At 54.5% G+C, this 11969-nt stretch carries 15 protein-coding genes; 3 read left to right on the plus strand and 12 right to left on the minus strand.

The window, feature by feature from the left end; genetic code table 11:
- Positions 1-3: 3 nt before the first annotated feature.
- The 3 genes from BLR09_RS19190 to BLR09_RS19200 all read right to left on the minus strand — a co-directional run bounded on the left by BLR09_RS19190 (position 4) and on the right by BLR09_RS19200 (position 2832).
- Positions 4-528: an acyl-CoA thioesterase gene (locus BLR09_RS19190; protein WP_093205961.1), complete on the minus strand. Its 525-nt coding sequence runs from the start codon at positions 526-528 to the stop codon at positions 4-6.
- A gap of 27 nt (positions 529-555) precedes the next feature.
- Positions 556-1770, minus strand: coding sequence for an NADH-quinone oxidoreductase subunit D (locus BLR09_RS19195; RefSeq protein WP_093206096.1), 1215 nt, complete (start codon positions 1768-1770; stop codon positions 556-558).
- A gap of 252 nt (positions 1771-2022) precedes the next feature.
- A complete protein-coding gene (locus BLR09_RS19200; protein WP_093205963.1) occupies positions 2023-2832 on the minus strand; it encodes a lysophospholipid acyltransferase family protein in 810 nt (269 codons plus the stop codon).
- A 148-nt stretch (positions 2833-2980) separates the two neighbouring features.
- Here BLR09_RS19200 and BLR09_RS19205 point away from each other — a divergent pair, with 148 nt between their 5' ends.
- Positions 2981-3655 carry an N-acetylmuramoyl-L-alanine amidase gene (locus BLR09_RS19205; protein ID WP_093205965.1) on the plus strand — a complete coding sequence of 225 codons (675 nt, stop codon included), beginning with the start codon at positions 2981-2983 and terminating at the stop codon, positions 3653-3655.
- Here the strand turns inward: BLR09_RS19205 and BLR09_RS19210 are convergent.
- The 6 genes from BLR09_RS19210 to BLR09_RS19235 are packed head-to-tail and all read right to left on the minus strand — an operon-like array spanning position 3650 to position 8983.
- Positions 3650-4249 (minus strand): aminotransferase class IV, encoded by a 600-nt coding sequence (locus BLR09_RS19210; protein WP_093205967.1) that lies wholly within the window; start codon positions 4247-4249, stop codon positions 3650-3652. The two genes, BLR09_RS19205 and BLR09_RS19210, sit on opposite strands and share 6 nt — an antisense overlap.
- Complete coding sequence (locus BLR09_RS19215; protein WP_093205969.1) at positions 4249-5232, minus strand: aminodeoxychorismate synthase component I; 984 nt, start codon at positions 5230-5232, stop codon at positions 4249-4251. The genes BLR09_RS19210 and BLR09_RS19215 overlap by 1 nt, the downstream gene beginning before the upstream one ends.
- 23 nt (positions 5233-5255) lie before the next feature.
- Positions 5256-6170, minus strand: coding sequence for an SDR family oxidoreductase (locus BLR09_RS19220; RefSeq protein WP_093205971.1), 915 nt, complete (start codon positions 6168-6170; stop codon positions 5256-5258).
- A 47-nt stretch (positions 6171-6217) separates the two neighbouring features.
- The gene (locus BLR09_RS19225; RefSeq protein ID WP_093205973.1) at positions 6218-6916 is read right to left on the minus strand and encodes a peptidylprolyl isomerase; all 699 of its coding nucleotides are present in this window, start codon (positions 6914-6916) and stop codon (positions 6218-6220) included.
- Positions 6917-6924: 8 nt separating this feature from the next.
- Positions 6925-7848, minus strand: coding sequence for a hydroxymethylbilane synthase (gene hemC / locus BLR09_RS19230; RefSeq protein WP_093205975.1), 924 nt, complete (start codon positions 7846-7848; stop codon positions 6925-6927).
- 13 nt (positions 7849-7861) lie between these two features.
- Positions 7862-8983, minus strand: coding sequence for a DNA polymerase III subunit (locus BLR09_RS19235; RefSeq protein ID WP_093205977.1), 1122 nt, complete (start codon positions 8981-8983; stop codon positions 7862-7864).
- 403 nt (positions 8984-9386) lie between these two features.
- Between BLR09_RS19235 and BLR09_RS19240 the strand changes: the two genes are divergently transcribed.
- The gene (locus tag BLR09_RS19240) at positions 9387-9860 is read left to right on the plus strand and encodes an Lrp/AsnC family transcriptional regulator (RefSeq protein WP_093205979.1); all 474 of its coding nucleotides are present in this window, start codon (positions 9387-9389) and stop codon (positions 9858-9860) included.
- Between the two features lie 85 nt (positions 9861-9945).
- Entirely contained in the window at positions 9946-10374 is a 429-nt protein-coding gene (locus tag BLR09_RS19245) for a VOC family protein (protein WP_093205981.1), read from the plus strand.
- 51 nt (positions 10375-10425) lie between these two features.
- Here the strand turns inward: BLR09_RS19245 and ftsY are convergent, their stop codons facing one another.
- The 3 genes from ftsY to rpmG form a co-directional block, all read right to left on the minus strand.
- Positions 10426-11406, minus strand: a complete 981-nt coding sequence (gene ftsY / locus BLR09_RS19250; protein WP_093205983.1) for a signal recognition particle-docking protein FtsY — start codon at positions 11404-11406, stop codon at positions 10426-10428.
- A 119-nt stretch (positions 11407-11525) separates the two neighbouring features.
- Entirely contained in the window at positions 11526-11678 is a 153-nt protein-coding gene (locus BLR09_RS19255) for a DUF4295 domain-containing protein (protein ID WP_093205985.1), read from the minus strand.
- Positions 11679-11782: 104 nt separating this feature from the next.
- Positions 11783-11965: a 50S ribosomal protein L33 gene (gene rpmG / locus BLR09_RS19260; protein ID WP_093205987.1), complete on the minus strand. Its 183-nt coding sequence runs from the start codon at positions 11963-11965 to the stop codon at positions 11783-11785.
- Positions 11966-11969 lie beyond the last annotated feature (4 nt).

The raw sequence follows: 11969 nt of genomic DNA on the forward strand, positions 1-11969 counted from the left end.
GCATCAATACCTTCCCTCGATCAGCGCCTGTTTAATCTGCCTGATCCGGTCGTTGAAAGTAATCTCCGGAAAATCCACACCCTCTACGGAAACGGTTTTGAGAAACTGCTGAATATCTTCCTGGTGCGGGACTACTTTACCCGTCGGAACCGAGATATACTTCGACGTCGTCCACATCACGTTCTTCAGCTCGGTTTTGTTTTCGTTGGTCATGACGTATTCCGTTACCATCGTGCTTTCATCAAAATAAATCACGCTGGTAATGATCGTCACCCATTCGCTGACCTTCGCCGGCCGGACGTATCCGATCTGGTGGTTGTAGACGACCCAACTGCAATTGTACTTCCGGAAGGTATAGTCGGTCTTGAATCCGTAGATCGAAAAGACGTGGTCCTCCCGGGCGTTGAAATAGTAATCGAGGTATTTGGCGTTGTTCAGGTGCTGGAGCGGGTCGCAATCCTGAAACCGGATGATCGAATGCGATTCGGTTTTCTTGGGATAATTGCGCTCTGGGTCAAGACGGAACATGGTTTTTTGTTTGAAGTGAATGGATACTCAGCGGTCCACTTCCCCCATGACGAGGTCCAGCGAACCGATTACTGCAACCAGGTCGGCCAGCAGTGCCCCCCGGCTGAGTTCATGGATAACGGAGAGGTTATGGAACGAAGGCCCGCGGGCTTTCATCCGAACCGGTACGTCTGATTTACCGTCCGTTTTGATATAAAAGCCCAATTCTCCCTTTGCTCCTTCGCCACGGGCGTAGAATTCCATGGCTTTCGGACGTATTTTTTTCGGGACGAAAGCCTGCGGGTCAAAGTCTGTTGTCCGCTTGTACGTTCCTTCCAGCTGATCAAGACACTGCTCGATAATCCGGAGAGACTCCCGGCATTCGAGTACCCGGACGTGGTTGCGATCCCAGCAGTCGCCCACGGTGCCAACCAATCCCTGCCCCACAGGAATCTCGAAGTCCAGCTCCGGGTACACCGAATAGGCGTCTGCCCGGCGCAAATCCCAGCGGAGGCCGGAGCCTCTTAAAACCGGCCCTGTGCAGCCGTAGTTGATGGCCATCGAAAGGGGAAGTACCCCGATGTTCGCCGTTCTGCGGACAAAAATCTCGTTTTCAATCACCAGTTCCTGCAACTCCTGAAGTTTGGGTTTCAGGTAGACGAGAAACTCGCGGCAGCGCTGTTCAAACCCGACGGGCAGGTCGTAAAACAACCCGCCGATCCAGATGTAGTTATAGAGCATCCGCGCCCCGCAGACCCATTCGAGCATGCGCTGGATGTGCTCCCGGTCGCGCATGAGCCACAAAAACGGCGTATAGGCGCCAATATCCATCGCATAGGTACCGATGGCGACAAAGTGCGAGGCCAGCCGGTTCAGCTCTGCGACCAGTACCCGAATGTATTCCACCCGCTTCGGAATGTCGTTCTCGATTCCCAGCATCCGCTCAACAGCCATGGCATAAACATGCTCGGAGTTCATCGCGGCGAGGTAATCCATCCGGTCTACAAACGGAATGATCTGATTGAACGGAAGATTCTCCGCATGTTTCTCGAAACACCGGTGCAGGTAACCCAGGTGAGGAACCACGTCAACGATTAGCTCCCCGTCGCTCACCACCTCCAGGCGCAGTACGCCATGGGTAGAAGGGTGCTGAGGCCCGAGGCTGAGAATCATCTCCTCCGACCTCAGGTTTTCGACCCGGTACTTGTTCGGGTCGGAACGGACGTGGTGGTCGGGTTTATAGTCGTATTGAATGGAATTCATATCGGGAATGCGGAAGGGGACAAAAGTAGGGAGGGTTTTCGGTTTTCGGTTTTCAGTTTTCAGTTTTCGGTTGGCGACTGCTTCCTCCGGCAGTGCGGAGCCGGGACAATCAAACACTTGTTGCCGAGCTGGTTACGCCGGGTTATGTAAGCCCACGGTCTCACCCCAACTGCCAACCGAAAACAGAAAACAGAAAACAGAAAACAGAAAACAGAAAACAGAAAACAGAAAACAGAAAACTGAAAACCCGCCTCACCTCCCCTTCACCCGACTAAACCACTCCTTCCCTTCCGGGTAATCCTGTTCGAGGAAGGCTTCGATGCGGGCGGTGATTTCTTCGACGGAGAGTGACGGGTCAAATTCAATGGGTTCCTTGAAGGTAACGGAGAGGATGGAACCCCGTTTTTTGAGCAGTAATCCTTTTTTGTCAAACGCCCGGCGGAAGCCGTTGATGACCACGGGTACCACAATCGGATGATGTTCTTTGATGAGAAACGCCGTTCCTTTCCGAACGGGAGCGTATGGACTCGTAGTTCCCTGTGGAAAACTGATTACCCAGCCGTCGGAAAGTCCTTTGCCTACTTTGTCTCCTGCCGATTTATCCACTTCCCGGTGAACGTCCTGCCCCTTTGCCCGCCAGGAGCGGTTGACGGTCAGGGCGCCGGCCTGCGCGAAGATTTTCGGGATCAGGCCGCTGTCTTTCATGGTTTCGCTGGCGGCGACATAGTACATCCGCGCTCTCGGCGCCAGCAGGTATACCGGCAGCCCGATCCAGTTCCGGAATCCCCATTTGACGCTGCAAAAGATATGGTACAGGCAGATAACGTCGGCGAAGTACGTCTGGTGATTGGAGAGGAAAAGAACCCCGTTTTGCGGTAGTTTTTCGAGGTGTTCGGTGCCGGAAATACGGGTTTTGTTCGTCCACATGTACCGGCTCCAGGTCAGAAACCCCAGACTGGCGATCAGCACCCGCTTGGTGAAAACAAGGTTGCCGAACGGGTCGCGTTCGAAGAACCCGAACACGTCGACCATGAGGAGGAATTTCTTAAGCAGGGATTTCATTGCGCGTAAGGCTGAACAGCGGGAAGTTAGGCGATTGCGCCGGGATTTTCCGTGCCTTCGTCCCGGCTTTTTACCGTTTGGAAGGGAAGGCGGGGTATTTCGGCGCGGCCGCTGCGGATTCCGTCGTTCTTTGGGTTAGTTTCGGGAAATGGAAAAGCGGTTACTTCTTCTCAACAACATACTCCTGCTCGCCTTCGTGGCGGCGCTTGCATCCTGTCGCCCGACGCTGAAAGTCGTCAACCGACCCATTGTCTGGGATTCCACCCGCCGGGCACTCTCGCTCGAATACCTTTCCCGCCGGCACGGTATCGAAAAAAGCGAGCCAACGATCATTCCGAAAATGGTCGTGCTGCACTGGACCGCTATCCCGACGCTGGAAGGTTCATTCCGGGCGTTCGACAAGCCGGTACTGGAAGGTCGCGCCAATCTTCAAACCAACAGCGCGCTCAATGTGTCCGTGCAGTTTCTGGTGGATTACGACGGCACCATCTACCGTCTTCTTCCGGATACGACCTTTGCCCGGCACTGCATCGGCCTGAACTACATGGCAGTAGGGGTGGAAAACGTGGGAGACGGCGGCGGCCATCCGTTGACCGAAGCGCAGGTCAAAGCCAATATCCGCATCGTGAAGTACCTGGCTGCCCGGTACCCGCTGGAATACCTCATCGGGCATCACGAGTATTATGCGTTCCGGAATACGCCGTTGTGGAAAGAAACAGATCCCAACTACATCACTCAGAAAACCGATCCCGGAAACGCGTTCATGGAAGCAGTCCGGAAAAAGGTCCGTCGTCTGAAATTGAAATCAAAACCGGCGCTATAGCCGGATCGCGGTGACGGGTAGGGTAGGCGACTCATCCCACGTCATCATGGCATTGAAAAGGCGTATTTCGCGGAAGTACTTCAGGTCGTCGACGGCCAGTCGTTCGGGAATAACACGCCCCGTGGCGAGCAGCCGGGCGCGGTGCGTACCTGCCAGCAACGGCTGATGAGGGGTATACCATTCACTTCCGTCGAAAACAGCAACATTGGCATAGCTCGTATCTGTGAGCAGGCCGTTCCGGACAAATAATACCTCGTCGGCTTCGATTCCTTCCGCTTTTTCCTGGAGCGCTGTCCGGTCCGCGTACTTGTGGGCATAGTCCAGTTCTCCGGCATCTCTTACCTGCAAAGAGCGTACCTCCCGTTTGGTATAGGGGATAAACTCCGCCAGGTCAATACCCGCTTCACTGACAAGTACCCGGCAGCGGTATACAGGCGCGTCGGCCAGGTTATCCGGTATCGGGATAAGGTCCTCCAGATCGAGACGATCATACTGCTGCCAGAGTGCTTTCCGGCTCCGGTTGAGCCGGTCGTTGTGGTAGTACAGGTTTTCCAGCGTTCCGCCGGCATACCGGATGGTTTCGAGCAGTTGCATCAGGAGAGGATGGGGAGGTATACTTTGTCGATGACTTCCTGGTATTCTTTTTCCGCTTCGCTCAGAAAGGTAATCCCGCCGCCGGACCGAAACCACAGGCCGTCGTCTCTTTGTTCCAGAAAGCGTATCAGTACGCCGGTATCGAGGTTTTTCCCGTCAAACAAACCGACAATACCGGTATAATAGCCCCGGGGTTCGCCTTCGGCTTCCCGGATAATGTCCATGGTTTTGGGTTTAGGCGCACCGGTGATCGAACCGGCGGGAAGGAGGCGGGCAAGCAGGGTGCCGAGCTGGTTTTGCCAGCCTTCGGGCAGGGTACCGGCGATTTCCGAACTGGCCTGGAGCAGCGGCTTGCCATTGGTGCGGATTTCTTCGAGGTATCGGAATCGTTCGACCCAGCGCGTGGTCGTAATCCGGGCGAGGTCGTTCCGGATGAGGTCGACGATCGTCGCGTGCTCAAACCGTTCTTTTTCGTCTGCGAGAAGTTCTTCCGCCGCGGTTTCCCGGGTGGCGTCCATCGTTCCCTTCATCGGATAGGAAGCGATCCGGTTGCCTTCGATCCGGACAAAGATTTCGGGAGAAAAGCAGACAAAAGGCGGGCAGGGGTTGCCTTCCGGCAGGGAGTCGATGTAAAGTTTGTACCTCGCCTGGCTTCGCTGAAAGATTTCCCGGAAAGAAAGCGAGGTTTCCACCCGCGTCCGGACGGTGAGGTTGGTCAGGAAGGAATTCCCGGCCAGCAATTCGTCGTGTACATACCGGAATTTTCGCCGGAATTCTTCAAAAGGAACAGGAAAGCGGGAAAAGGAAAAGGCGTCCGGCCTGACCGCCAGCGGCGGGACATTCGTCCTGCCGCCGAGGTCATACCACACGTGCCCGGACGGGACGTCGTCCAGCGGCCAGACCAGCGGGTGCTGCAATTCGTAATCGAGCACAAACAGACAGGGTTTTCGTTCCCGTCCGTATGCGTTCAGAAGTTCTTCCATTTCCCTGTACAACGCGGATCGGGTTATCCGCGTTCCGCGACCTGGCGGGCGAGAATGCCGATACCTTCTTCAAAGGAATGCGGCTTATACCCGAGAACGTTGACGGCTTTATCCAGAATGAAGCCGGTACGGGGCGGGCGCTGGGCAGGCTGCGTAAACGTACTGGAATCAGCCTCGGTGATGAGAGATTTGTCCAGCCCGAAGTAGTCTGCCGTCGCAATCGCCATTTCGTAAGGCGTCAGAAAATCTTTACCGGAGATATTGAAGATACCCTGGGCTTCCTTGTCGGTGATGAGCCAGCAGCCCTGGGCAAGGTCTTCCGCCAGTGTCGGAGAGCGAAACTGATCGGTTACCACCTTGATCGTTTTCCCGTCTTCCAGCGATTTTTTTACCCAGAGGATGATATTGCTCCGGCTCATGTCGGCGGCGATGCCGTAGACCAGTACCGTACGGGCGATGCCCCATCGGATACCGGAACGCTTGACGACCTCCTCGGCAGCATATTTGCTCCAGCCATAAAAGCTCAATGGGCTCGGAGCGGCCTCTTCGGGGTAGGGACCGTTTTTTCCATCGAAAATAAAATCGGTCGATACGTGGCAAAGGAAGCTTCCATGTGCTTCGCAGGCTTTTACGAGGTATTCCACTGCGAGGACGTTCATCGCCCAGCAGAGTTCTTTTTCGGATTCGCACTGATCCACATTCGTCATCGCGGCGGTGTGGATAACTGCGTCCGGCCGGACGGCATCCATCACGGCAGCTACCTGCTCCGGATCCGTGATGTCCATTTCCCGGTATTCGTACCCTTCCGTATCCGGCAGGCGGTTTGCGCCGCGGGCGGTTGCGATCAGAGAGATGTCAGGTTGCTGAAGAAGAAGGGAAACCAGTTTCTGTCCAAGCAGACCGTTGGAACCGGTAATAAGTATTTTTTTCTGAGTCATTTCTGTGGGGAGAAGAAAGGAATATTAGCCGATAGCCCGCAGCAAAATTAGAAGGCAGGGAAAACATAACCATACCGCCGGCGAATCTTTTTCTTGCTTATCTTCCTGACCGTCATGGTCATCGCTACGTCAGACAAGGGGCGGTTGGCGGCATTCCGCGGGCGCACTGCGATACTGTCGACGGCAGCGAGGCCGCTGATTACCTGCCCGAAGACGGTGTAATTGCCATCCAGCCAGGGAGTTCCTCCTTCGGTTTTATAGACGTTTTTCTGCTCATCAGTCGGCATTCTGCCCGCACGCTTTAGCTGCGGCGCGAGCGTCGAGTCGGTATAGACTTTCCCCTGAACGATGTAAAACTGGCACCCGGAAGAAGCTTTTTCCGGATTATTGTCGCGCGCAGCAGCCAGCGCACCCCTGCGGTGAAACAGGCCGGTGTGAAACTCGGCCGGTACTTTATACCCAACGTCGCCTGAGCCAAGAGGAGCGCCGGCTTCGGCGCCTTTCGACTTCGGATCACCGCCCTGAATCATGAACTGGGGAATAACCCGGTGAAACAGGACGCCGTCGTAAAAATGCGCTTTGACGAGTTTGACAAAGTTGGCCTTGTGCTTCGGCGTTTGGTCAAACAAAACAGCCTGAACAGGGCCGTACGGCGTTTTGATCGTGACGAGGTAGTCACGGCGCTGGGCAATGGCGGGAGACAGTAACTCCAGTAGCAGTATGGCGGAGAGCAGATAGGTGCGCATCAGTCGGATCAAAGGGCGGAACGGATTTCCCGGAGGATTTCGGCAGCACCCTGGCGGAGGAGGCGCTCGGCCAGTTGCTGCGCCATGTCAGAGGCCTTGCCGGCATCGTTGATTTCGGTGCGCCTGAGTTCCTGTTTTCCGTCCAGTGAAATAATACCGGCCGTCAGGGCGATACGGTCGCCGTGGGGCGTAGCCAGTCCGAATACCGGCACGCTGCATCCACCCTGGAGTACGGCCAGAAACGTCCGTTCGGCTCGGATACACTGCTCGGTGACGGGATCGTTGAGCAGCTCCCGGACGCGGGCTTTCTTGACCGGATCGAGGCTGGCGGCGCATTCGATGGCGACGCTTCCCTGCCCGACGGCCGGCGTAAAAATATCTGTAGATAAATGTTCCGCAATAAACTCTTCATATCCCATCCGGTGGACGCCCGCATAGGCCAGCAGCAGCGCGTCGCAGGCGCCGTTCTGCAGTTTCTGAAGACGCGTCTGCAGGTTCCCCCGCATGTCTACGACCTGAATATGCGGATAATACCGCTTCAGGGTGGCGACACGCCGGGTACTGGAGGTACCGATGACGAACGGCTCTCCCGATTCAAGGGATAGCTCCGGGTTAAGACTGAAAAGCACGTCGTTGACGGCCTCCCGGGGCGTAAAGGCGATGATTTCGAGGTCTTCGGCGAGGGAAGACTGCAGGTCCTTGGCAGAGTGTTGGGCAATGTCGATTTCCCCGGAGCGCAGCTGCTCTTCCAGTTCTTCCGTAAACACGCCCTTGGAGCCGATTTTGGAAAGGGAGCGGTCGAGGATTTTGTCTCCCCGGGTTTCAATGATGACAATTTCCGGATCGAGCCCGCCGTGGCGGAGCTGCTCGGCAACGTATTCGGCCTGCCAGAGGGCCAGCCGGGAACCCCGGGAACCAATTCTGATTTTCATAGCGTCAATACTGTTACTTTCTCATCAGTCTCGCCAGCGAAAGCGAAAGGTCGAGAAAGATCATTTTAGCCCTGACATTTCGTTCCAGGTGGTAGTAAGCTGTGGTGAGCTCTTCCACAATGAACGCAATGCGTTCGGGGACAATTACTTTTGAGAAATTCTGAACAAAGGTAAGCTCGTCTCCTTCCAGTCGTACCAGTTCCGGCGTACCTCCCTGCCAGAGCAGCAGATCGCGGAAGACGTTGAGGCCGTAGGCCATGAGGTTTTTCTGGGCTTCTTTGGATTTCGAGTCGAATTCGTCGGCCAGTTTCACCACATCGGGAAACGACGGCAATCCCCGGTAGCAATGGCGCATCCAGGTGGCAAACCAGGTGTGTTCTTCGGCGCCTTCGCCGGTTGCCAGCTCCAGGGCTTTGGCCAGGTTTCCCTCGCTGAGGTAGGCCAGATGCTTCGCTTGCTTCGCATCGGTTGTGGCCGACAGGTAGTTTGCTACTTCCTCTTCCGTAAACGCCCGTACCCCGATTCGCTGGGTTCGGGAGATGATCGTCGTCAGAAGCCGGTTCGCATCCGTTGTCACCAGCAGAAATACCGTTTTTGCGGGCGGTTCCTCCAGGATTTTCAGAAGGGCGTTAGCCGAGTAGACATTGAGCAGTTCCGGCTGCCAGAGAATCAGGATCTTGTATTCTCCCTCATATGCCTTGAGGGAAATCTTCCGGATGACATTCCGGGCTTCTTCTGCGGAAATATTTCCCTGCCGGTTGCCTTCCACTCCGATGAACGTCAGCCAGTCGGACAGCGAACCATACGGCTGGGCCGCCATAAATTCCCGCCAGAGCGGCATGTAGGCGTCGGATTCGTTGTCCTTTACTTTTTTGGTAATGGCAACGGGGAAGATATAATGGACGTCGGGATGGGCCAGCTTCCGCATTTTAACACACGAAGCGCAGGAGCCGCAGGCGTCGTTTTCTCCGCGGTTCTCACAGTTGAGGTAGGTAGCAAAAGCGATAGCCAGTGGAAGCCCGGCGCCTCCGACCGGACCATGGAACAACTGGGCATGTGCCACGTGGTCGTTCCTGACCGACTGGATCAGGGTTTCTTTGAGTTCGGGCAGGCCGGGAACGTCGCGGAATAGCAAGGTACTTCAGAGCAGGACAGTGAAAAGGCAAAGGTACATCCCTTTTGCACGGAAGGCTAGTCTGCCCCGTAAAATCCCCCGCGCACCGCTCCCCGAATTTGGGTAAAGAATCCGTCTATCCGCCGTTTAAAAGTTTAATCCCGAAAAAACTTGACAAGGGGGGGAGTCTAATGACGAAATTTGCACCCCCGATTTCAAAGGATCCGGCCAGAATCCAATTATGGCTTCTTAAATCCGAATAATCTTCGTTTTTGCTCCGCCGTCTTTTGGAAGGGATTACATCCTGTTTTAGGGGGCAGAAAAAAATTATATTTTACATTAATGCTTTTTTGCCGTATTTTTTTGAAATTTGCTGGCAAAAGTTCTGCCACTCACCGAATAAAATTCTCGCAATTCCGCGTATATGAACACACTTCAGAAACTCGACCACATCGACCGCAAAGTACTTGAGATATTGCAGTCCAATGCCAAGATTACCAACGCGCAACTCTCCAAGGAAATCGGTCTTTCGCCTGCTCCTACGCTGGAACGAGTAAAAAAACTGGAAACCTCCGGGATCATTCAGAGTTACCATGCGCAGCTCGACCGGGAAAAGGTCGGTCTCGGTGTGACAACATTTGTGCAGATCACCCTGGTCGGACACAAAAAGCAGGTAACCGATTCCTTCGTTGAAAAGATCAATTCCATTCCGGAAGTAGTGGAATGCCACCACATTACCGGCTCCGGAGACTTTTTGCTGAAGGTGATTTCGAAGGATATTTCTTCTTACCAGCGCCTCATGCTGGAAAAGATCAACGAGATCGAAGAAGTTGCCAGCACCCAGACGATGGTCATCCTGTCGACCTTCAAGGAAAGCAAGGTACTGCCCATCCCCTGATGCGCTGATTTGACAAATACGTTATCTGGGAGTCTAACCGGATTCCGGATAACGTTTTTTTATGCCTCTAACTCCTCTTATGCGCATGCGGCTTTTTCTGCTTCTCTTTTTGGGAGTATCCCTCTCGTTATCAGCTCAGGACAAGATCGGTATCGTCAAGCACAACCACCTGGCATTGCAGGTAAAGGACATTCAGGCCTCTGCAAAGTTTTACGGGGATTTCCTCGGCCTCGAACGGATTGAAGTTCCGGCGGATCTGAAGGCGATCCGCGCCTGGTTTAAAATCGGGACCGACCAGCAGATCCACCTGCTTGCCGGGCGTACCGAGCCGGTGGTAAACGACCGCAATGGCAGCCATTTCGCTGTTTTCGTGGAATCGATGGAGAAAGCCGAAGCATACCTCAAGGCGCGAAACTATCCGTATCACGCGCAGGTGCGTTTCGACGGCGTCAAGCAGATTTATATTCCCGATCCGGACGGATACCTCGTCGAACTCAACGAGATGAAGAAATAGCAAAAAGACAGGCCATCACAGCCTGTCTTTTTCGTTTAAAGCGGAAATAGATCAGTCTTTCTTGAACAGACTGTCTACAAAAGTCCGCTTGTTGAATACCTGGAGGTCTTCGATACGCTCCCCGACGCCGATGTACTTCACCGGAATCTTGAACTGATCAGAGATACCAATCACAACGCCGCCTTTCGCCGTACCGTCGAGCTTGGTGATCGCAAGGGATGTCACGTCCGTAGCCTTGGTAAATTCCTGCGCCTGGATAAATGCGTTCTGGCCGGTTGAGCCGTCGAGTACCAGCAGTACCTCATGCGGCGCCTCCGGGGAAATCTTCTGCATGACGCGCTTGATCTTCGATAGCTCGTTCATGAGGTTGATTTTGGTATGGAGACGGCCGGCGGTATCGACGATAACGACGTCGGCGCCCGTTTCCGCGCCCTGCTTCACGGCGTCATACGCTACCGACGCGGGGTCGGTATTCATGCCGTGATCGATGACCGGTACGCCGACCCGCTCGCCCCAGAGTTTGAGCTGGTCTACGGCCGCGGCCCGGAACGTATCGCCGGCGCCGAGGACTACCTTCTTGCCTGCCTTGTGGTATTGAGCCGCCAGCTTGCCGATTGTCGTGGTTTTGCCGACGCCGTTGACGCCGACAACCATGATCACATACGGCTTGACGCCCAGAGGTGTGTCGAAATCGCCGGAAACGTCGGCCGACCGGCTTTCAGACAGCAACCCGGCAATCTCCTCCCGGAGGATGGAGTCGAGTTCGGTGGTGCTGGTGAATTTATCACGAGCGACGCGGGCCTCGATCCGGCGGATGATATTGACCGTCGTTTCGACCCCGACATCGGAGGAGATCAGGATTTCTTCCAGCTCATCGAGTACTTCTTCATCCACCCTCGACTTGCCCACGATGGCCCGGCTCAGCTTCGAGAAGAAACCCTCTTTGGTTTTTTCAAGACCTTTGTCGAGCGACTCCGCCTGCTCCTGCTGAATTTGCTCCTTTTTCTTGGTGAAGAAATCGAATAAGCCCATTAGTTATGTTGTTAAGAGGGCGGCCTTCCTTGCGGCGACAGGCCATACCCGTCCCAAATCTACAATAAAAAATCCCCCGAAGAATATTCGGAGGATCAGGAATGACGCGTCATGGTCGACTAGTTCTTCAGCGCAGACTGAACTTCGTCCTGGAGAACGATTTCTTCCTTGAAGGTATAAGCACCAGTAGCCGGGTTTTTCACAGCCTTGATGACTTTAGCGTATTTAACGCCCCCTTCTTTCTTCAGGGTTGCTACTACTTTCTTTGCCATTGCAGTAAAATGTTATCAGTGAACAATGCGGCTCAGCAGTTTTCAAGTTATCTGCCGGCGATTGCCGTGAACCGATAACTCAACCGGATCGCTGAGATCAGGAATTACTTGATTTCCTTGTGGAGCGTGTGCTTCTTCAGGAAAGGGTTGTACTTTTTGAGTTCAATACGAGCAGTGGTATTCTTGCGGTTTTTCACCGTTACGTACCGTGACATGCCCGGAACGCCAGAATTTTTTTGCTCGGTGCACTCGAGGATGACCTGAATGCGGTTGCCTTTCTTTGCCATGAGC

The sequence above is a fragment of the Siphonobacter aquaeclarae genome (assembly GCF_900103285.1).
In the GTDB taxonomy this organism is placed as follows: domain Bacteria; phylum Bacteroidota; class Bacteroidia; order Cytophagales; family Spirosomataceae; genus Siphonobacter; species Siphonobacter aquaeclarae.

Coding starts and splice junctions, on each gene's coding strand:
- BLR09_RS19190 (WP_093205961.1), bottom strand. CDS start 528: ATGTTCCGTCTTGACCCAGAGCGCAATTATCCCAAGAAAACCGAATCG.
- BLR09_RS19195 (WP_093206096.1), bottom strand. CDS start 1,770: ATGAATTCCATTCAATACGACTATAAACCCGACCACCACGTCCGTTCC.
- BLR09_RS19200 (WP_093205963.1), bottom strand. CDS start 2,832: ATGAAATCCCTGCTTAAGAAATTCCTCCTCATGGTCGACGTGTTCGGG.
- BLR09_RS19205 (WP_093205965.1), top strand. CDS start 2,981: ATGGAAAAGCGGTTACTTCTTCTCAACAACATACTCCTGCTCGCCTTC.
- BLR09_RS19210 (WP_093205967.1), bottom strand. CDS start 4,249: ATGCAACTGCTCGAAACCATCCGGTATGCCGGCGGAACGCTGGAAAAC.
- BLR09_RS19215 (WP_093205969.1), bottom strand. CDS start 5,232: ATGGAAGAACTTCTGAACGCATACGGACGGGAACGAAAACCCTGTCTG.
- BLR09_RS19220 (WP_093205971.1), bottom strand. CDS start 6,170: ATGACTCAGAAAAAAATACTTATTACCGGTTCCAACGGTCTGCTTGGA.
- BLR09_RS19225 (WP_093205973.1), bottom strand. CDS start 6,916: ATGCGCACCTATCTGCTCTCCGCCATACTGCTACTGGAGTTACTGTCT.
- hemC (WP_093205975.1), bottom strand. CDS start 7,848: ATGAAAATCAGAATTGGTTCCCGGGGTTCCCGGCTGGCCCTCTGGCAG.
- BLR09_RS19240 (WP_093205979.1), top strand. CDS start 9,387: ATGAACACACTTCAGAAACTCGACCACATCGACCGCAAAGTACTTGAG.
- BLR09_RS19245 (WP_093205981.1), top strand. CDS start 9,946: ATGCGGCTTTTTCTGCTTCTCTTTTTGGGAGTATCCCTCTCGTTATCA.
- ftsY (WP_093205983.1), bottom strand. CDS start 11,406: ATGGGCTTATTCGATTTCTTCACCAAGAAAAAGGAGCAAATTCAGCAG.
- BLR09_RS19255 (WP_093205985.1), bottom strand. CDS start 11,678: ATGGCAAAGAAAGTAGTAGCAACCCTGAAGAAAGAAGGGGGCGTTAAA.
- rpmG (WP_093205987.1), bottom strand. CDS start 11,965: ATGGCAAAGAAAGGCAACCGCATTCAGGTCATCCTCGAGTGCACCGAG.